The sequence below is a fragment of the Hymenobacter sp. FMD4 genome (assembly GCF_058932745.1).
The window spans coordinates 26,022-43,277 of the sequence record NZ_JBZYWH010000011.1 but is presented as its reverse complement, the minus strand read 5'-3'; the positions used below and the strand labels follow the sequence as shown (position 1 = coordinate 43,277).

Annotated in this window: 17 protein-coding genes; 14 read left to right on the top strand and 3 right to left on the bottom strand. The window is 59.3% G+C overall.

Annotated features, from left to right (window positions below; all coding sequences use genetic code 11):
• Positions 1-37 precede the first annotated feature (37 nt).
• On the bottom strand, positions 38-667 hold the full coding sequence (gene ruvC, locus AC5FXY_RS12015) for a crossover junction endodeoxyribonuclease RuvC (RefSeq protein ID WP_493556919.1): 630 nt from the start codon (positions 665-667) through the stop codon (positions 38-40).
• Here ruvC and AC5FXY_RS12010 point away from each other — a divergent pair.
• From AC5FXY_RS12010 to AC5FXY_RS11980, 7 genes are all read left to right on the top strand, one after another.
• Positions 560-1,696 carry a lysylphosphatidylglycerol synthase transmembrane domain-containing protein gene (locus AC5FXY_RS12010; RefSeq protein WP_493557017.1) on the top strand — a complete coding sequence of 379 codons (1,137 nt, stop codon included), beginning with the start codon at positions 560-562 and terminating at the stop codon, positions 1,694-1,696. The genes ruvC and AC5FXY_RS12010 overlap by 108 nt on opposite strands.
• Positions 1,693-2,904 carry a glycosyltransferase gene (locus tag AC5FXY_RS12005; protein ID WP_493556918.1) on the top strand — a complete coding sequence of 404 codons (1,212 nt, stop codon included), beginning with the start codon at positions 1,693-1,695 and terminating at the stop codon, positions 2,902-2,904. Before AC5FXY_RS12010 ends, AC5FXY_RS12005 begins: the two co-directional genes overlap by 4 nt.
• A gap of 57 nt (positions 2,905-2,961) precedes the next feature.
• Complete coding sequence (locus AC5FXY_RS12000; protein ID WP_493556917.1) at positions 2,962-3,486, top strand: c-type cytochrome; 525 nt, start codon at positions 2,962-2,964, stop codon at positions 3,484-3,486.
• A 52-nt stretch (positions 3,487-3,538) separates the two neighbouring features.
• Positions 3,539-3,829 (top strand): hypothetical protein, encoded by a 291-nt coding sequence (locus tag AC5FXY_RS11995; RefSeq protein WP_493556916.1) that lies wholly within the window; start codon positions 3,539-3,541, stop codon positions 3,827-3,829.
• Positions 3,829-4,998 carry an ABC transporter permease gene (locus tag AC5FXY_RS11990; protein ID WP_493556915.1) on the top strand — a complete coding sequence of 390 codons (1,170 nt, stop codon included), beginning with the start codon at positions 3,829-3,831 and terminating at the stop codon, positions 4,996-4,998. The genes AC5FXY_RS11995 and AC5FXY_RS11990 overlap by 1 nt, the downstream gene beginning before the upstream one ends.
• A 97-nt stretch (positions 4,999-5,095) precedes the next feature.
• Positions 5,096-6,364, top strand: a complete 1,269-nt coding sequence (locus tag AC5FXY_RS11985) for a PP2C family protein-serine/threonine phosphatase (RefSeq protein ID WP_493556914.1) — start codon at positions 5,096-5,098, stop codon at positions 6,362-6,364.
• A 5-nt stretch (positions 6,365-6,369) separates the two neighbouring features.
• On the top strand, positions 6,370-6,948 hold the full coding sequence (locus AC5FXY_RS11980; protein WP_493556913.1) for a DinB family protein: 579 nt from the start codon (positions 6,370-6,372) through the stop codon (positions 6,946-6,948).
• 3 nt (positions 6,949-6,951) lie between these two features.
• Here the strand turns inward: AC5FXY_RS11980 and AC5FXY_RS11975 are convergent, their stop codons facing one another.
• Both AC5FXY_RS11975 and AC5FXY_RS11970 read right to left on the bottom strand, forming a co-directional pair.
• Entirely contained in the window at positions 6,952-8,445 is a 1,494-nt protein-coding gene (locus tag AC5FXY_RS11975; protein WP_493556912.1) for an O-antigen ligase family protein, read from the bottom strand.
• A gap of 11 nt (positions 8,446-8,456) precedes the next feature.
• A complete protein-coding gene (locus tag AC5FXY_RS11970) occupies positions 8,457-9,524 on the bottom strand; it encodes a GumC domain-containing protein (RefSeq protein WP_493556911.1) in 1,068 nt (355 codons plus the stop codon).
• 39 nt (positions 9,525-9,563) lie between these two features.
• On the opposite strand from AC5FXY_RS11970, the gene AC5FXY_RS11965 reads away from it, so the two are divergent.
• The 7 genes from AC5FXY_RS11965 to AC5FXY_RS11935 all read left to right on the top strand — a co-directional run bounded on the left by AC5FXY_RS11965 (position 9,564) and on the right by AC5FXY_RS11935 (position 17,238).
• Complete coding sequence (locus tag AC5FXY_RS11965) at positions 9,564-11,084, top strand: oligosaccharide flippase family protein (protein WP_493556910.1); 1,521 nt, start codon at positions 9,564-9,566, stop codon at positions 11,082-11,084.
• A 53-nt stretch (positions 11,085-11,137) separates the two neighbouring features.
• The gene (locus tag AC5FXY_RS11960) at positions 11,138-12,043 is read left to right on the top strand and encodes an FkbM family methyltransferase (RefSeq protein WP_493556909.1); all 906 of its coding nucleotides are present in this window, start codon (positions 11,138-11,140) and stop codon (positions 12,041-12,043) included.
• Positions 12,044-12,056: 13 nt separating this feature from the next.
• Positions 12,057-13,187, top strand: coding sequence for a glycosyltransferase family 4 protein (locus tag AC5FXY_RS11955; protein ID WP_493556908.1), 1,131 nt, complete (start codon positions 12,057-12,059; stop codon positions 13,185-13,187).
• A gap of 186 nt (positions 13,188-13,373) precedes the next feature.
• Positions 13,374-13,979, top strand: a complete 606-nt coding sequence (locus tag AC5FXY_RS11950) for a polysaccharide deacetylase family protein (protein WP_493556907.1) — start codon at positions 13,374-13,376, stop codon at positions 13,977-13,979.
• 33 nt (positions 13,980-14,012) lie between these two features.
• Positions 14,013-15,119, top strand: a complete 1,107-nt coding sequence (locus AC5FXY_RS11945) for a glycosyltransferase (protein ID WP_493556906.1) — start codon at positions 14,013-14,015, stop codon at positions 15,117-15,119.
• Positions 15,120-15,344: 225 nt separating this feature from the next.
• Positions 15,345-16,112: a TatD family hydrolase gene (locus tag AC5FXY_RS11940; protein WP_493556905.1), complete on the top strand. Its 768-nt coding sequence runs from the start codon at positions 15,345-15,347 to the stop codon at positions 16,110-16,112.
• 4 nt (positions 16,113-16,116) lie between these two features.
• Positions 16,117-17,238, top strand: coding sequence for an asparaginase (locus AC5FXY_RS11935; RefSeq protein WP_493556904.1), 1,122 nt, complete (start codon positions 16,117-16,119; stop codon positions 17,236-17,238).
• The last annotated feature ends 18 nt before the right edge of the window (positions 17,239-17,256 follow it).

Sequence of the window (17,256 nt, the reverse complement as noted above, 5' to 3'; positions counted from 1 at the left end):
TTTCTCTGGCCTTCCTCAACAGTTCCTGCTGGAATTATTATTTGGCCGCTACCTTTTTCTTCGCAGCCGACTTTGTTGGCTGCACCAGCTTATCGGGATTATCGGCCAGAAATTTCCCCCAGCTTTTGCCACCGGCTTTCACGTTGTTGCCTTTCTGGTAATGATGGCACAGCGCCACGGCCAAGGCATCGGTAGCGTCCAGAAACTTTGGGGCGTCCTCAATGGCCGGCAGCGTGAGCGTCTGGCGCAGCATGTGGGCCACTTGCTCCTTGCTAGCAGCGCCGGAGCCCGTTACCGACTGCTTAACTTTGGTGGGGGCATATTCCACGAAGGGAATGTCGCGGGAGAGGCAGGCGGCAATGGCCACACCCTGCGCCCGGCCCAATTTGAGCATACTTTGCACGTTGGCGCCGTAGAAGGGAGCCTCGATGGCTAACTCATCGGGGAGGTACTCCTCAATGAGCTCAATCATCCGGTCGAAGATCTTCTTTAATTTTACTGCGTGATTCGAGCCAAACGCCTTGAGATTGATGACGTCGTACCGCAGCACGTCCACCCGCTGGCCGGTGACCTCAATCACGGCGTAGCCCATGATCTGGGTGCCGGGGTCGATGCCCATGATAATCTTGGGCAAGTCCAGGGGAAGCGGGGAGGGGTAAGTAGCCATGTCATACAAAGCTACACACATAAACCCGGAGCCGGTTCCCGGCGTCGTAACCTCAAGGCATGGGTTATCATCGGCAAGCTTGCCGTAACTGCCCTCACGCTCTGGCTGCTTTGGCAATCCGTAGTGGCCGATGCGGCTACTTCGGCGGCCTGGCGCAGCCTAGTTACGGCCGCACAGCGCGGTCCGGCCATTGCGGCTCTGCTGCTGGTGCCGCTGAACTGGGCGCTGGAATCGTGGAAGTGGTGGCGCCTGGCGCAGCATCTGGAGCCGGTGTCGTATGCCCGGAGCTTTCGGGCAGTATTGGTGGGGCTCACGCTGGGCTTTGTAACGCCTAACCGCATGGGCGACTACGCCGGACGTTTGCTCGAGCTCAAAAACCGCCGTCCCGAGGCCCTGGGGGCCGTATTTCTTGGGCGATACTGTCAGTTAATCATTACCGTATTAGCCGGGTCGGTGGGGGCGTTATATTTCCTGGCCCGCTACTTTGATGCTGCTTATCCAGCCGTGATGCTAGGCTTGGTGGTAACGGCCATCCTGGGAAACGCCCTGCTGCTTTTACCGCTGTACCGCAGCCGTTACCTGCTGGAAGCTATTCTGCAATGGCGGTTGCTGGCTCGTTTTCGCCGGTATGTAGCCAATTTGCCGCATTACCCGACCACCGTGCTACATCAGGTGTTGCTGATTTCGGCCCTGCGCTACGGCGTATTTACCGCCCAATTCGGCTTGCTACTTTGGGCGTACGGCGCTACGGCTCCGGTTGGGCCCGCACTAGCCGCCATTGCCGGCACGTTTTTGCTGAAGTCGCTGGTTCCCTCGCTGAATGCCCTTACCGACGTAGGAGCCCGGGAACTGTCGGCCACCCACCTATTTGGCTTATTAGGCCTGCCCATGTTACCCGTGCTGAGTGCCAGCCTGAGTTTGTGGGTGCTCAATATTGCCCTGCCTAGCGCCGCCGGCTTGCTGTTTGTGCTTCGGCTGAAAGTCATTCGGCGTAGCCACAAGCGGCGCAAAGCACAGCAAGCCCCATGAGCCTGGCCGCCTGGCTGGGGGTGGCGGGATGCCTGCCTGCGACGCTTTACGCCCTGACCTACTGGAAGTACCGCCGAGCCTGGCAAAGCATTAATGGCCAACCGAAAGAATCAGAATCCGCTGACGGGCTCACGGCCGAGGCTACCGGCAGTGAGTTGGTGGTTTCTGTCATCATAGCGGCGCGCAACGAAGCGGCCATGCTCCCCGCACTGCTGGCCGATTTGCGGGCGCAAAACTGCTTGCAATCCAGCTGGCCTACTCGGTTTGAGGTAATCATTGTCGACGACCACTCCACCGACGCCACGTCCGAGGTGGTGCAGGCAGCGGCGGCCATTAGCCCGTTTCCGCTTCGACTTTTGTCCCTAGCTGAACTGCCAAACCAGCCTACCGGCAAAAAAGCAGCGGTGGAAGCGGCTTTAGCGGTAGCGCAAGCCCCATGGGTGCTCTGCACCGATGCCGATTGCCGGGTATCGCCGGGGTGGCTGGCGGCTTATGCTGAGTGGTTTGCGGAGCTTCAGGTTCAGTTTGTGAGCGGGCCGGTGTTGCTGGAAGGAGCGGGGCTGCTGGCCGACTTGCAGGGCTTGGAGTTGGCGGCACTGGTAGCCACGGGAGCTGCCGGCATTGCACTGCAGGCCCCCACTATGTGCAACGGCGCCAACTTGGCCTATCGTCGAGCAGCCTTTCAGGCCGTGGACGGCTTCCGCGGAAATGACCACGTGCCCAGCGGCGACGATGAATTTTTGCTCCACAAAATCAGTAAGCGCTACCCGCAGGGCATTCGGTTTTTAAAGGACCCTGCCGCGGTGGTGCGTACCGCCGCGCAGCCCACATTGCCGGAATTGTTGCAGCAGCGTGTACGCTGGGCCAGCAAGTGGCAGCATTACCAAAGCCAGGCCTCACGCTGGCTGGCCCTGCTGGTGCTCGGCGCCAACCTAAGCTTGTGGCTGCTGCTGGCGCTGGTGTACTGGCACCCCGTAGCCTGGCCCTTGGTCGTAGCGGGATGGACGCTGAAGCTAGGTGCCGATGTGGCTTTTCTATTACCCGTACTCTCGTTTTTTAAGCGGCGGCGCTGGCTTGGCTTAGTGCCCCTGCTGCAGCTTGTGTACCCACCATACGCGCTGGCCGTAGGCCTTCTCGGCCTCCGCGGTGGCTATCGGTGGAAAGGGCGCACCGTGGCCCAAAAAAACCAGAAAAAGCTAGTGAGCTAACAGGTCGGGCGGTACCTTTTGGCCGATTCCTTACGTGCCACCTAATCCCGTTTCGCTATGTCCCGTTCTGCCCTGGAGCTGGTATTTCCGGCCGCTGCATTTCTGCTTGTTTGCAGCCTCGTGGTTCTGTTTCTGACCGCTACTGGCCTGATGACCGGTTCACCTGAAACCGCTCAAAATCAGCTGCCATCCAACACCTCTGCAGGCGCCGCTGATTCTACTCGGGCATCTGTAATCCAACTAGACCCCGAGCAAGCCGAGGCCGTTGCGGCCGGCGACGCTCTTTTCAAAGGCAACTGCGCTCAGTGCCACGCCATCAACGAGGTGGTGGTAGGTCCCGCGCTGGCGGGTGTTACAGAGCGCCGTTCGGGACCTTGGCTGATCAAGTGGGTGAAGAATTCCAGTAAAATGGTTGCCGGCGGCGACGCTTATGCAGTAGGTGTTTTTAACCAGTATCAGAAACAGCAAATGCCCAGCTTCGCTCTGACCGACACGGAGATAGAGCATATTCTTAAGTATATCGAGTTTGAGTCCGGGCGCTCAGTCTCGGCAGCTTCGGTTGCCCTGGCCGCTATCGATTAGCCGCCCGGCGCCAGTCCCGCTAAACCCATTTGCTTCGCTTTCCTGTTTGCTGATGATACCTTTGTTTCCCATCAGCCCCACCACCGTGACCGACGCCGAATTCGATATCCTCGACGAGCTCTATTTCGTCACTTCTTTTTCCGATCTGGGCCAGCGTACAAACCTCAGCACCGCTGAGCTGGAGCAACACCTGCGGGGCCTGCTGGAGCAGGGCCTTATCCGTTGCTACTGGCCCGACCCCGATACCGAGCTGGCCTATGAGCCTACCTCGTTTGGCGCTGTGCGACAGGATTGCTTTTTCCTGGCCTCGAAGGAAGGTCTGTTGAAACACAACACCCGCTAATGTCGGCGCCTGCTGCCCCGCCTGCTGTGGCGCCGGTGCGTACGCCCGGCTACTACGTGCGCCAGCGCCTGCTGCGCAATAAGCCCGCCATGGCAGGCTTGTTGTTCATTGCACTCTGCACGCTCGTGGGCTTGCTGGGCTACCTGGTGCTGCCTGATAGTACCCCCAATGCCAACAACAGCCTCGTGCAGCTGCAAAAGCAAGCGCCCGGTTTCCGGGCTACCATTCTGCGCCTGCCGCTCACCGATTCCGTTGCCGAGGAGCAGTCGTTAGTAGGAAGCTGGCTGTTTGGCACTCCGCTTCGCTATGAGGAGGTGCCTATTGGTGGCTGGCGCGTGAGTGGCGATACGCTCGTGGCGCAGCCCTTCCAAGCCACCGGCACGCTGCCCGAACCCGAACGGCGCTACTTGCTGAGCCGGGTAACCGGGCGGCAAGGCCCCGCTGCGGAACTACGGCAGGTGGTGGAGCAAGAGCACATTCATCAGCGCACCTACTGGCTCGGTACCGACAAAGCCGGCCGTGATGAGCTGAGCCGCCTCTTGCTCGGCACGCGCATTTCACTAGGTATTGGTCTGGTAGCGGTGCTTATTTCGCTGGTTATCGGTGTGGCCGTAGGGGCCATTGCCGGTTATGCCGGCGGCTGGCTCGATTCGCTGCTGCTCGGCGTCATGACGGTGGTTTGGAGCATACCGGGCATTATGCTGGTCATTGCTATTTCGCTTGCGTTTGGCTCCAAAGGCGTCTGGACGTCCTTTGTGGCTGTGGGCCTTACGATGTGGGTGGATGTGGCGCGCGTGGTGCGCGGACAGATGCTTAGCCTACGTGAGAAAACTTTCGTGGAGGCAGGCCGCGTATTAGGCTTGCCGACTAGTCGTTTGTTGGTGCGACACTTACTGCCTAATCTACTCGGCCCGCTCATCGTTATTGCCACCTCCAATTTTGCGGCGGCCATTCTGTTGGAAGCTGGTCTGAGCTTTTTAGGCTTGGGGGTGCAGCCGCCGGCTCCTTCGTGGGGCCTGATGGTAAACGAAGGCTTTCAGCTGCTGGGCACCCGGGCCGGTTTGTGGCTCACGCTGCTGCCCGGTATGGCAATCAGTCTGCTGGTGCTTAGTTTTAACCTGCTGGGCAATGGTCTGCGCGATGCCTATGACCCCAAAACTCCCCTGTAGTGAGGTGGTGACATGGTAAAACGCTGAGTTTGATGTTTCAAATTCGTGCTTTACCCTGCTGAAAACACCAATTCACCAATTGACCTTTTCACTCATTATGCCCGATACCTTACGTCCGCTTACCAAAGAGGAGCACTTGCTGCTCAAGCTCAAGGAGCGGGAACTCGCGGCTCTGTTGGAAATTACCCAGTCCATCAACGGTGAGCCCAGCGACGAGAATCTATACAAGATCTTCCAGTTTACACTGCTAGGCCAACTCGGCGTGCGGCAGTTGGCCGTGTACGTAGTCGAGGACGAGCAATGGCGTTGCCCCGTTGCCTTCGGCCCGGGCTTGCCAGATTACCGCGGCATCGCGTTGCCGGAGCAGTTACAGCGCTTTCCGCCCGAGCACCCCGTTGCCGTTGCCGATCTGGAGCTTGGTTCACAGTGGGCCCCATTCGCTACGGTAATGCCCGTGCGGCAGAGCGACCAATTGCTCGGGCTGGTGTTTATCGGGCCATTGCACCAGAATTATACTGCCACCCTAGAAGCCCGCCGCGAAGCTGTAAGCTTTATTGAGTCGCTGAGTCAGATTCTGCTCGGCGCCGTATCGTCGCGGCGCTTGGTGCGCCAGCAAGTGCAGGCTGCGGCCGTGCGCAAGGAAATAGAAATTGCGCAGGAAGTACAGACCATGCTTTTTCCCAGTTCGCTGCCCAATGACGCATGCGTGGCCGTACACGCCACCTATGTGCCGCACACGGCTGTGGGCGGCGACTTTTACGATGTGGTGCCCATCAACAAGGAAAGCTTTCTGTTTTGCGTGGCCGACGTATCGGGTAAGGGAGTAGGGGCGTCGTTGCTGATGTCAAACTTCCAGGCTGGGCTGCGCACGCTGCTACGGCAGCAGGCTGATTTGGCCACCGTGGTAAGCGAGCTGAACAACCTTATCTTCCGCAACTCCGGCGGCGACCGGTTTATTACGGCTTTCTTCGGGGTATACAATCGCACTACGCGTCAGCTGGAGTACGTAAATGCTGGCCACAACGACCCGATGCTAATCCCCGACCTTGGCGATGGGCCCGTGCAATTGCTTAAGGACGGCACCATTATGCTAGGCGTGATGGACGAGCTTCCCATGCTCAAAGTGGGACGCCTGCAAGTGCCGCAGCACTGCCTGCTGCTTAGCTATACCGATGGTCTGACCGAGGTTTTTGACCAGGAACAGGAGGAGTTTGGTGAGGAAGGCGTATTGCAGACGCTCACCCAGAACCGCTACCTGCCGCTTCCCAAGCTTCACGACGAATTGCTGCGACGAATTGAGGCGTTCAATGCCAATGGCACCCATTTCGCCGACGACATTACCGTCCTCAGCTGCCGGTTTCGGTAGAAGTCATGACAGTAGCTCCTGCCATTTCGGAGGTAATTAGCTGCATTCGGCTTGCTTTGGATGACGCGTTCAGCCGGCTGGATCAGTGGTTTGAACTGCCTGCAGCTGAACGTAATTTACGGCCCCGTAGCGGAGGCTGGACGGTAAACGAGGTGTTGGAGCACGTGGCTCTTACCAATCATTTTCTGCTGATCCTCATAGATAAGGGCAAAGCGAAAGCCCTGAAGAACCAAATGGGGCTTGATCTGGCTACCGAACTGGCTCAGTACCAGTTTGCCGATGTCCGCTTAGAGGAGATAGGCCTGCATAAAGCCTTTGATTGGATGCGGCCTGAACACATGGAACCGACCGGTGAGAAGCCCTTAACCGAAGTAAGGCAGCAGCTACAAACGCAGCAGCGGCACTGCCATGAAGTGCTCGATCAGCTGTCAAACGGAGAAGGCATATTATACCGTACCACCATGAGCGTCAACGGGCTTGGTAAAACAGATGTGTACCAGTACGTCTACTTCTTGGCTATGCACGCCGAGCGCCATCTTACCCAACTCCGGCGCATCCAGGACGAATACCGCGCTCTGGCCTGAGCGCTACGCGGCGGTTTCTTCAGTAGCTGCTGCAGCGGGCGTGCCCAGCCAACCTTGGCATTTGATCAGCACCGCTATGCCGATGAAGAAGAACGAGCCGATTTTATCGACCTCGATTAGCTCGTTCAGCGTCAGGTGGAAAATGATAACTACCAACGAGAGAAGGGTAGCTAGCAGCACCATCCGGATTTGTGGCTGGTTGATGGCCCGGTGATACAGCCGCTCGCCCATCAGCAGAATAGAGCAAATCAGCAGGGCAAACAAGGCAAACCCCGGTACGCCTTGCTCTGCGAGCTGCAGCAGAAAATAGTTGTGCGTGGTAGACTTTTCGGGATTATCGCTGACGTAGGTCCGAAAGCTCTTAACCGTGTAGCGCTTATACTCCGGGTAAAAGGTCGACGGGCCACTTCCGGTGAAGGGCTTATCGCTGACCATGCGCGCGGCGGCCACCCAGCGGTACACCCGCTCCATCCCCGAAACGTCTTGCAGCTTATAGGTAGCTTCGAGGTGCTTCTCAAAGTTCTCGCCGTTGAAAATAGTCTTCTCGAAGTCCGGCGCATACAGCATGTAGTTGTTCTGCTGCACGAAATAGCTGGTAGCTGCAGTTACGCCCACAATGGTCGCAACGATAACCCACCGCGTAAGGCGCATCCGCACGACTACGTAAAACATGGCCGCAATCGGAATGGAGAGCATGGAGGCTCGGGTGTACGAAGTAACCAGCCCAAATAACAGTAGCCCTACAGCTACTCCCCAAACCATTCGCCAGGGGCTGGATAAAAGCCGAGACTTGGAAGCGTAGTATGCGTACGGCAGTAGCAGCGCCAGCACCGTCGCGTAACTCACGTGGTTGATGTAGAAGGGCTGAACCGACCAGTTGATATCAGAGAACGTGAAGCCGCGGCTGGCGTGACGCAGGCCCGCCCAAACCACCGTAATGCATGCTCCCAAAGCGTGGCAGCCGGCCACGCGCCATACGTCGGCGGGGCGCCGCACCAGCAGCAGTGTCACAAACAGAAACGGCCCGATGTACCACAGCTTGGCGAGGATAAATTTGATGGACTTGACCTTATCCACTGAAAAAAGCAGCGAGATAGAAGACCAAAGCAGCATCAGACCCAGTAGAGCTACCAGCGGGTGCAGGGCTTCACGGCGCGTGAGCTTGGTATTGCCCAGAATCGTGTTCAGAATCAGGCAGGCCAGCACCACCAGCATCAGCGGCTCGGAGGGTATGTCCATGCTCAGGCCACCCGGTAAACCGATTTCCCTGGAGAAGGCGAGGGTGCTCAGCAGCAGGTAATAATACCAGCGCCAGTCAATGAACGCCACAGCTACGCCTAAGGTCAAACCTATAGGCAGCAAGGCCAGAGGCGTTTGGTACAGCATAGCCGTAGCACCGCAGGCCATGAGCAATACAATGAAAACAATAAACCAGCGCTGCGCCGGGTCTTGCGGCAGCCGCGTCAGCAATGCACGTGCGGGGCGGGCTGATTCCATACCAAAGCCGGTTAGGCGTATTGGGCGGTGCGCGTCAAGCGGCGATACAGTTCCAGCAGCGTGATGAACACGATGGACAGGCCCAAAGTGATGATGACCGACGAGGCAACGATGAGCCAGCGGATCGGCTGGGATTTGCGAGCGGCCGGGTAGGCCTTTTGCACCAAGTACAGCGACGAGATGCGGCCTTTCAGCGCCAACTCGGCCGTTTCGTAGGCCGACCGGGCTTCTACCAAGCGCTTCTCCACATCTTCAAAGCGGGCCACCAGTGTCGACACGGAGTCTGAGCCTGCGGCGTAGCTTTCCAGATTTAGAAGGTTGCCGCCATCGGCTGTGGTCAGGGCCCGTAGGGCGCGGCGCAGGCTGGCGGCTTGGCCGGCATTGCCCGAGCCTTCCGCCTTGCGGAGGGCGTTTTCGGTTTCGATAATTTCCTTCGCCAGGTAGCGGGATTCACGGTCCATGCCGTAAATACCGTAGCGGCGGCGGCTAGCTACCAGCGCCCGGCGGGTGTGGTCATACTCCTTATCCAGAAACTCGTAGCGGTTGCGGTACAGCGTAACCACGTTGCGGCGGTTTTCAATCGTCAACTGCTGGTTAAACGAGTCAATCACGCTCACCATCTCGTTGGCTACCCGGGCTGCCAACTCCTTATCGGTATCCTGGAACGTCAGTTCGATGGCGTCGCGATTGGTGCGGTTGAGCGACAGATTCGAAGTAAACTCGTCCATCACCTTTTCGCCCGCCAGTGGGTCGGCAGGGTCGATGTCGTAATGCTGAACTAAGTTGAATTTCTGCAGAATATGCGCCGCCACTGGCTGAGAGTTGCCAATAGTAATGATGCGGTCCAAGTCCTCAGCGCGGTTGCTGAGTTCCACCTTACCACCTTCCACAATCCGGTCAGGATCAGACGTCTGCTGATTGGTGGGGTAAAAGACCGTCGTTGAGCGGTAGATGTTGGGCAATAGCAAAGCCACTATGGTACTCACGACGGCGGCCAGCGCCATAGCTCCTAGTACAAGTGATTTCCAACGACTAAAGATTGGCCAGAGACCCAGCAGCGAATACGGGCGAGCAGACATGGAACTAGTGCAAAAACGGCTGGCAGACCCGGGAGCGGGGTGGCAGCGAACGGGCAAAGCTACCAAAAAAGCCGCGATGGTGCTTGGTTTTGTAGCTTTGTCGGTCCACTCCCCAATTCCACCTCCATCAAACGCCTTTTTGGAAATATCAGTTTGGTAGTGCTGCTGAACCTGTTGGTTAAGCCGGCAGGGGTGGTGGTGGAGAACGTTGTGCAGGACCGCATCGGCCACGCTGCGTTCGGTACGTTCACATCGTTGCTGAGCCTGGCCACGGTGCTGGCCATGGTGTCGGACCTGGGCCTGACGCACCACAGCACCCAGCGCGCGGCCGCGGAGGAGGGCTTTATTGCCGATTACTTCCCGACGCTGTTGCCGCTGCGCAGCGGCCTGAGTGCACTGTTTCTGGCGCTGGTGGTAGGGGCCGGGTGGCTGCTGGGCTACCGGGGCCACACCTTATTGCTGCTGGCCCTGATTGGCAGTGGCTTGCTGCTGACGCAGTACGCGCAGTTTTTGCGTGGCGCTGTGCAGGCTCACGAGCATTTTAACATCGATGCGTTTCTATCGGTGCTGGAAAAGGTGCTGCTGCTGGGCCTGATCCTGGTACTACTCCCCATCGGCGTCACGCTCGACCGTTATGTGGGCGTGCGCACGGCCGCGGCCGCTTTTTCCTTTGTGCTGGTGCTAGGGCTGGTATGGCGGTTGTTTGGCCGCAGCCGCTTTCACGTGCGCTGGGACCACGCCCGCGAGTTGCTGAAGGGCAGCTTGCCGTTTGCTTTCATTGTGCTGCTCTACGGACTGAACGAGCGCGTCGACATGGTGATGCTGGAGCGCATCGCCTCGCCCAAGGAAGCCGGGTATTACGCGGGAGCTTACCGTTGGGTAGATGCCGTAATGATGTACGTCTGGACCATCATGCCGCTGTTCTTCGCCAAGTTTGCCCGCGCCATGCAGGACCGCGAAGAGCAACAGAAGTTACTATGGTTTGGCCAACGCATGGTGACAGTGCCCATGTTGCTGGTGTGCGCCTTCGTGCTGTTCCGGGGCGAAGTGTTGTTCTGGCAGTACCAGAACAGCTACCCCGAGGAACTGGCGCGCATGACGTTGTGCCTGAAACTACTTTTCGTCAATGTATTGGTGCAGGCCTTTTTTGCCCTGTATGCCGCTTTGCTGAACAGCACCTACTTTGTGCGCACCGTTAGCTGGTGGGTAGGGGTGAGTGTAGTCGTAAACGTCGGCATGAACCTCTGGCTGCTGCCCGAATACGGGGCCGTGGCGGCGGCGGCTAATACGCTGCTGTGCGCCGTAGGACTAGCAGCCGGCTACTTGTGGTTGGTACACCGGCGCAGCGGCGTGGCGGTGCCGTGGCTGCTACTGGCCAAACTGGCAGCGACTTTTGCGCTGCTCTGCGTGGTGTGGTGGGCCCTGCAAACTTGGCTTTCCTGGCCTTGGTGGCTGGAAAGCATAGCGGCCGGTATTAGCTTCGTGGCCTTGTTGATCGGGCTGCGTGTGGTGCCCTGGCAAGAAATTAAACACCTGAAGAATCAGCGGTTTGGCACGTAACTAGCCTAGCCATTGTCGGGCAGCAAGGCCGGCGTACCTATTTTTACTTTTGCATGAATGACCTTTTAGCCGCACTCGAGCGCGTAGAAAACCTTGCATCTGCTTCTAAGCTTCGGCGACTGCTGCACGCACCCGGCCGCTACCTCTACGCCACGCTGATGCGGCGACTGACCACTGGCCGCGCCCGCCAGGGGGTGAGACGCTCCGCGGACACGTTCTTTGGCACCCCCATGCAGGTGCTGCTGCCCGCCGGCACAGATATCTTCCTGCTGGGCGGCAAATCACATGATTCCGAAATTCGGTTGGCTCGCTTTCTGATTCGCCACTTGCAGCCCGGCGACTCGTTTCTGGACGTGGGCGCGCACTTTGGGTTCTTTGCACTGTTGGCTGCCCGGCTCGTGGGCCCCACCGGGCGGGTGCTGGCCTTGGAAGCTGCACCGCGTACGTATGAGGTGCTGGCCGCCAATGTAGCCGGCCTGCCCCAGGTGACTGCCCGGCACCGCGCCGCCGCCGCCACGCCCCACGAGCTAGTGTTCTACGAGTTTCCGCCACTCTACAACGAGTTTAATTCGTTTGACGTCAGTCAGTTTCAGCAGGAGCCCTGGTTTGCGGCCAATCCGCCCAAAGAAGTGCGCATTCCGGCTATTCCGCTGGACGAAGCCAGCAAGGAGCTGCCCACGCCGGCCATCATCAAAATCGACGTGGAAGGCGCCGAGTACCACGTAATCGACGGGGCCCGCCAGCTGCTAGCTGCAGCCCAGCCCTACGTGGTGATGGAATACGTGGAGCCCAAGCGCCACAATGCTGCCCACCGGCAGGCCCTGCAGCTGCTGGGGCAGCTCGGTTACGCGCCGCACATCATCACGCCCGCCGGCAAGCTGCAAGCCTGCCCCGACGTGGATGCCTACCTGCTGGCGCAGCGCCTAGATTCGGAGAACATCGTGTTTGTGAAGGTCTAACACTGCGGTTGCCGTGCACATTGCCATCAACACCCGCTTCCTGCTGCCCGGCGACCAACTCGAAGGCATCGGCCGCTTTACCTTCGAAACGGTGCGACGCATGGTGCAGCAGCACCCGGAGCACACCTTCCACTTGCTGTTTGATCGGCCTTTCGATCAGCGCTACCTTTTCGGCCCCAATGTGGTGCCGCACGTGCTCAGCCCGCCGGCCCGGCACCCATTTCTGTTCGTGGCTTGGTTTGAGGGCGCCGTGGCGACGTGGCTGCGCAAGCACCGGCCGGCTGTGCTGCTGAGTACCGATGGCTTTACCACGCTGCGTACCGCCGTGCCCCGCGTAACGGTAGTCCATGACCTGGCCTTCGAACACTATCCGCAGGACGTAAGCTGGCTGGTGCGACAGTACTACCACTTCTTCTTCCCGCGCTTCGTGCGGGCCTCGCGCCGCCTTGTGGCCGTGTCAGAAGCCACCCGGCAGGATGTAGTGAAAACCTACGGCATTCCCGCCGAGCGCATCGATATCGTTTACAATGCCGCCGACGCGCATTTTCGGCCACTTCCCGAAGCGGAACAGCCAGCCGTGCGGCAGCAGTTCAGCAACGGGCGCCCGTACATCTTGTTTGTAGGAGCTCTGCAGCCGCGCAAGAACCTGGTGAATCTGCTACGCGCGTTTGATCGGTTCAAGCAACAAACCGGCTCCGAAACGCAGCTGCTCATCGTGGGCCGCAAAGCCTGGAAGGCCGGGCCCATTTTCGATGTGTACCAACAGATGCAGCACCAAGCCGAGGTGCAGCTGACGGGTCGCGTGACCGATGCCGAGTTGGTGCAGCTTTACGGCGCGGCCCGTGCTTGTGCCTATGTGCCATATTTTGAGGGTTTTGGCATTCCCATCGTAGAGGCGCAGCAAAGCGGCTGTCCGGTACTGACTTCGAACCGCAGTTCTATGCCCGAGGTAGCCGGGGAGGGCGGAGCCTTACTGGCCGACCCATTTTCCGTGGAAGAGCTGACGGCCGCCCTCGTCCGGCTCGACACCGATGCTGGCCTACGTAATCAGCTGATACAGCAGGGGCTGAAAAATGCCCAGCGCTTCTCGTGGGATGAAAGTGCGCACCGGCTCTGGGCAAGCGTGCAAAAAGCTCTTGGCTAACCCCTGCATCGTGTAGTCTGAGCGCCGCAAGGACGCGTCATTTTCCTTTGTTTGGCCAATCACGGTGGTTTCACATAGGTGCCAGTTTAAGTACTGCGGATGCAGGCTGGTTGGCGGGAGCTGCCCTACCTTTGCCCTCCATACTCAGTTTCCGCTTTGATGCGTCTTCATCGATTGCCAGAAGTTATGCAACGCTGGCTGCCCGGCACCGTCTGGCAGGGGCCCGCTGCTGAGCGTACTGTATACCTGACTTTCGACGACGGCCCGATTCCCGATGAAACGCCTTGGGTGCTGGAGCAACTAGCCGCGCACGAGGCCAAAGCCGTGTTTTTCTGCGTCGGTGAAAACCTGGAGCGCCACCCCGACGTTGCCCGGCAGGTTGTGGACGCGGGTCATCGGCTTGGCAACCACACGCACCGGCACCTCAGCGGCTGGTCGACGTCCCGCGGTGAGTACTTCAACGACATAGCCCGCTGCCAGCAGTTGCTCACCGATCTGCAGCCCGCAGGTCCGCACCTTTTTCGTCCGCCCTACGGCCGCATTACGCCCGCCCTGAACCGGGTGCTGCAGCCCTGCTACCAGATCATCATGTGGGATGTGCTGACCTGCGACTACGACCGCCACTACGACCCCGACCGCTGTCTGCGCGACGCCTTGCGCCTGACGCGCCCCGGCTCGGTGGTGGTGTTCCACGACAGCCTCAAAGCCAGCCCCAACCTACGCTATGTACTACCGCGCTACCTGTCGGCGCTGGCCGCTGATGAATATCGGTTCGAGCTGATAGGCAGCTAGATGGTCGCTAACTGATAAGATTATTAAGGTTTGATGCTGCACGCCACTCTAATCAGCTATTTCATCGTTTGGTTTGGCGTCATGCTGGGTTCGTGGCTGTTGTTTGTGCGGCGCCATCCTCCGCGGGCTCAGCCGCTGGCCAGCCCGCCCCGGGTAAGCATTCTTATTGCCGCCCGCAATGAAGAAGCTGCCATTGGCCGATGCCTGCGCAGCATTCGTCGGCTGGCTTATCCGCCCGGGCAGCTGGAAGTGCTGCTCGGCGACGACGGCAGTACCGACGCTACGGCAGCCGTGGCGGCCGCCACCATGCAAGGCTTTGCCGGCACGTTCCGCATTGTTCCCATCACCGACACGCTAGGCACGGCTCGTGGCAAAGCCAATGTGCTGGCCCACTTGGCGCGGCAGGCATCTACCGATTATTTTCTCATCACCGATGCTGACATAGCTGTGCCCACCACTTGGGTGCAGGGTCTGCTTGGCTTTTTGCGGCCCGGCATGGGCACCGTCACCGGTCTGACGGTGGTGCAGGGCCCGCGCTTGTTCGATCAGCTGCAAGGCCTTGATTGGTTGGTGTCGTTGGCCTTGGTGCAAATGGTATCTGACCGCGGCAGGCCCGTAACGGCCATGGGCAACAACATGCTCATCACCCGCGAAGCCTACGAGGCTACCGGTGGCTACGAGAACCTGCCGTTTTCTGTCACCGAGGATTATGAGTTGTTCCGGGCCGTGCTGCGCCGCGGCTTCGGCTGGATCAATGTGTTCGACCCCGTAGTACTAGCCGAATCATTGCCCATTGCCACCTGGGGCAAGCTCATGCACCAGCGCCGCCGTTGGCTGCGCGGGGTGGAAGCGCTGCCACTAAGCATTCGTTCGGGCTTGTGGCTGTACGCCGGGTTTTACCCGGCGCTGCTGCTAGCCGGCTGGCAGTGGGGCGCAGCCGCGGTGCTGGCCCTGCTCGCGGCGAAAGTCCTCCAGCAAGGCCTGATGACCATTAGTGCCTTCCGAAAGGCAGGTCTTGCTCCGCCGTTACGGTTGCTGCCCATGTTCGAGTTTTACACCGTAGCTGTCACCGCAGGCCTCGTTGCCTTTCGCCTGACGCGGCGCCCTTTCGACTGGAAAGGCCGCCAATACCACGAGTAGGTAAGTCACTGGCTTGCTTTAAAATTCATGTGATTCCGAGCCACGGCGCGGGTACCATTGCATGGCAAGGCTGCCACGACAAATCCGCGCTGTAACCACGACGATGGCCCTGTGGCGTATGTCTTCCTAGAGGACCATGGAAGCACCAACGCCCGCCAAACCGTTTCTTTGTAACACGGCAATCGTCCTCGAAATCTGTACAATCCGACAAATCCGCTCAAATCCGTGATTCTGACCGATTCCCACGCCCACATCTACGCCGAGCAGTTCAAAGAAGACCGCGACGCAGCCCTGGAACGCGCTTACCTCGCCGGCGTCGCTACCATCGTGATGCCCAATATTGACCACACGAGCATCGACATCATGCTCGAAACGGAAGCTCGTCACCCCAAGCAATGCCACGCCATGATGGGGCTGCACCCCACTTCAGTGGGCAAGCATTTTGAGCGGGAGTTGTATCAGGTGGAAGAGTGGCTGGGCAAGCGGCCGTTTGCAGCGGTGGGGGAGTGCGGCATTGATCTGTACTGGGACAAATCCTTTTTTGCGCAGCAACAGGAAGCCTTGCGCATTCAGCTCGAACTGGCCAAAAAACACCAGCTGCCCATTGTGCTGCACACCCGCGACGCGTTCAAGGAAACAGCGGAGCTGGTAGAGGCGGCGCAGGACGATACGCTCCGCGGCGTGTTTCACTGCTTCTCCGGCTCCCGCGAAGAGGCTGAACGCGCTATTAAGCTGGGGTTTAAGCTCGGAGTTGGGGGAGTAGCTACATTTAAAAATGGCGGGCTGGACCAAGTACTGCCGCACCTGGAGTTGGAGCACCTCATGCTCGAAACGGACTGTCCGTACCTGGCGCCGGTGCCGCACCGCGGCAAGCGCAACGAGCCCAGCTACCTGCCGCTGGTGGCGCGCCGCGTAGCCGAGCTGATGAAAAAAGATGTGGAGGAGGTGGCCGAAGTCACGACCCGCGTTGCCCGCGAACTGTTCAATCTGTAGCGCCGTGGCCGAACAATCCCTGGAGCCCATTAGCATTGTAGAGGTGGAGGACGTGCCGGCCGGCCAGCAGCCCGTGGCGTCGGTGCTGGTGGTGTATACCGGTGGTACGGTGGGCATGTCCGTGAACAAGCGCGGCGAGTTGGTGCCGATGAAATTCGCCCAGATCCGCAAGAAGGTGCCCGAACTGCGGCAGCTGGGCATGCGCATCTCCGTGTTGAGCTTGCCCGAACCCATCGACAGCAGCAACGTGACGCCCGCGGAGTGGCTGCAGCTGGCCAGTATTTTGCAGGAGTATTACCACCACTACGACGGCTTTGTGGTGCTGCACGGCACCGATACCATGGCTTATTCGGCGTCGGCATTGAGCTACCTGCTCGAAAATCTCGGTAAGCCGGTCATTTTCACCGGGGCGCAGGTGCCGGTGGGCCGTATTCGCACCGATGCCCGCCGCAACCTCGTGACGGCGCTGGAAATAGCGGCTGCCCGCCACCCGCGCGCCGGCACGGTGCGCGTGCCAGAAGTGTGCGTGTTTTTCAACGACTTGCTCATTCGCGGCAACCGCGCCAAGAAAGCCGAGAGCCAGCTTTACTCGGCTTTTAAAAGCGAAAATTACCCGCCGCTGGCCCGTGCCGGCATCGAACTGGAATTCAACGACAACCTCGTGCGCCTGCTGCCCAGCAGCCCGCTGCGCGTGCACCAGGCGCTGAACGACAGCGTGGCCGTGCTCAAGCTATTTCCCGGCATAAACGAACGCATGGTGCGCGCCATCCTAGAATCCGACGGCCTGCGCGGTTGCGTGCTCGAAACCTACGGCTCCGGTAATGCACCCACGTCGCCGTGGTTTCTGCAGTGCCTGCGTGACGCCCAGGCCCGCGGCGTGCAGATTCTCAACGTGAGCCAGTGCGAAGAAGGCCGTGTGATACAAGGCCGCTACGAGACCAGTGCCCACCTCACCGACCTGGGCATCATCGGCGGCGAAGACATTACTACTGAGGCCGCTATTACCAAGCTGATGTTCGTGCTGGGGTTGGGTTTGCCGGACGCGAAAATCCGTGATTTGCTTACCCAGGACCTGCGCGGCGAAATATCCTTGGGGCAACCGACCTCGCACGGGTTGCGTTTCTGAGAAAAGCCGCGTTACTTT

Coding starts and splice junctions, on each gene's coding strand:
- ruvC (WP_493556919.1), bottom strand. CDS start 667: ATGGCTACTTACCCCTCCCCGCTTCCCCTGGACTTGCCCAAGATTATC.
- AC5FXY_RS12005 (WP_493556918.1), top strand. CDS start 1,693: ATGAGCCTGGCCGCCTGGCTGGGGGTGGCGGGATGCCTGCCTGCGACG.
- AC5FXY_RS12000 (WP_493556917.1), top strand. CDS start 2,962: ATGTCCCGTTCTGCCCTGGAGCTGGTATTTCCGGCCGCTGCATTTCTG.
- AC5FXY_RS11995 (WP_493556916.1), top strand. CDS start 3,539: ATGATACCTTTGTTTCCCATCAGCCCCACCACCGTGACCGACGCCGAA.
- AC5FXY_RS11990 (WP_493556915.1), top strand. CDS start 3,829: ATGTCGGCGCCTGCTGCCCCGCCTGCTGTGGCGCCGGTGCGTACGCCC.
- AC5FXY_RS11985 (WP_493556914.1), top strand. CDS start 5,096: ATGCCCGATACCTTACGTCCGCTTACCAAAGAGGAGCACTTGCTGCTC.
- AC5FXY_RS11980 (WP_493556913.1), top strand. CDS start 6,370: ATGACAGTAGCTCCTGCCATTTCGGAGGTAATTAGCTGCATTCGGCTT.
- AC5FXY_RS11975 (WP_493556912.1), bottom strand. CDS start 8,445: ATGGAATCAGCCCGCCCCGCACGTGCATTGCTGACGCGGCTGCCGCAA.
- AC5FXY_RS11970 (WP_493556911.1), bottom strand. CDS start 9,524: ATGTCTGCTCGCCCGTATTCGCTGCTGGGTCTCTGGCCAATCTTTAGT.
- AC5FXY_RS11960 (WP_493556909.1), top strand. CDS start 11,138: ATGAATGACCTTTTAGCCGCACTCGAGCGCGTAGAAAACCTTGCATCT.
- AC5FXY_RS11950 (WP_493556907.1), top strand. CDS start 13,374: ATGCAACGCTGGCTGCCCGGCACCGTCTGGCAGGGGCCCGCTGCTGAG.
- AC5FXY_RS11945 (WP_493556906.1), top strand. CDS start 14,013: ATGCTGCACGCCACTCTAATCAGCTATTTCATCGTTTGGTTTGGCGTC.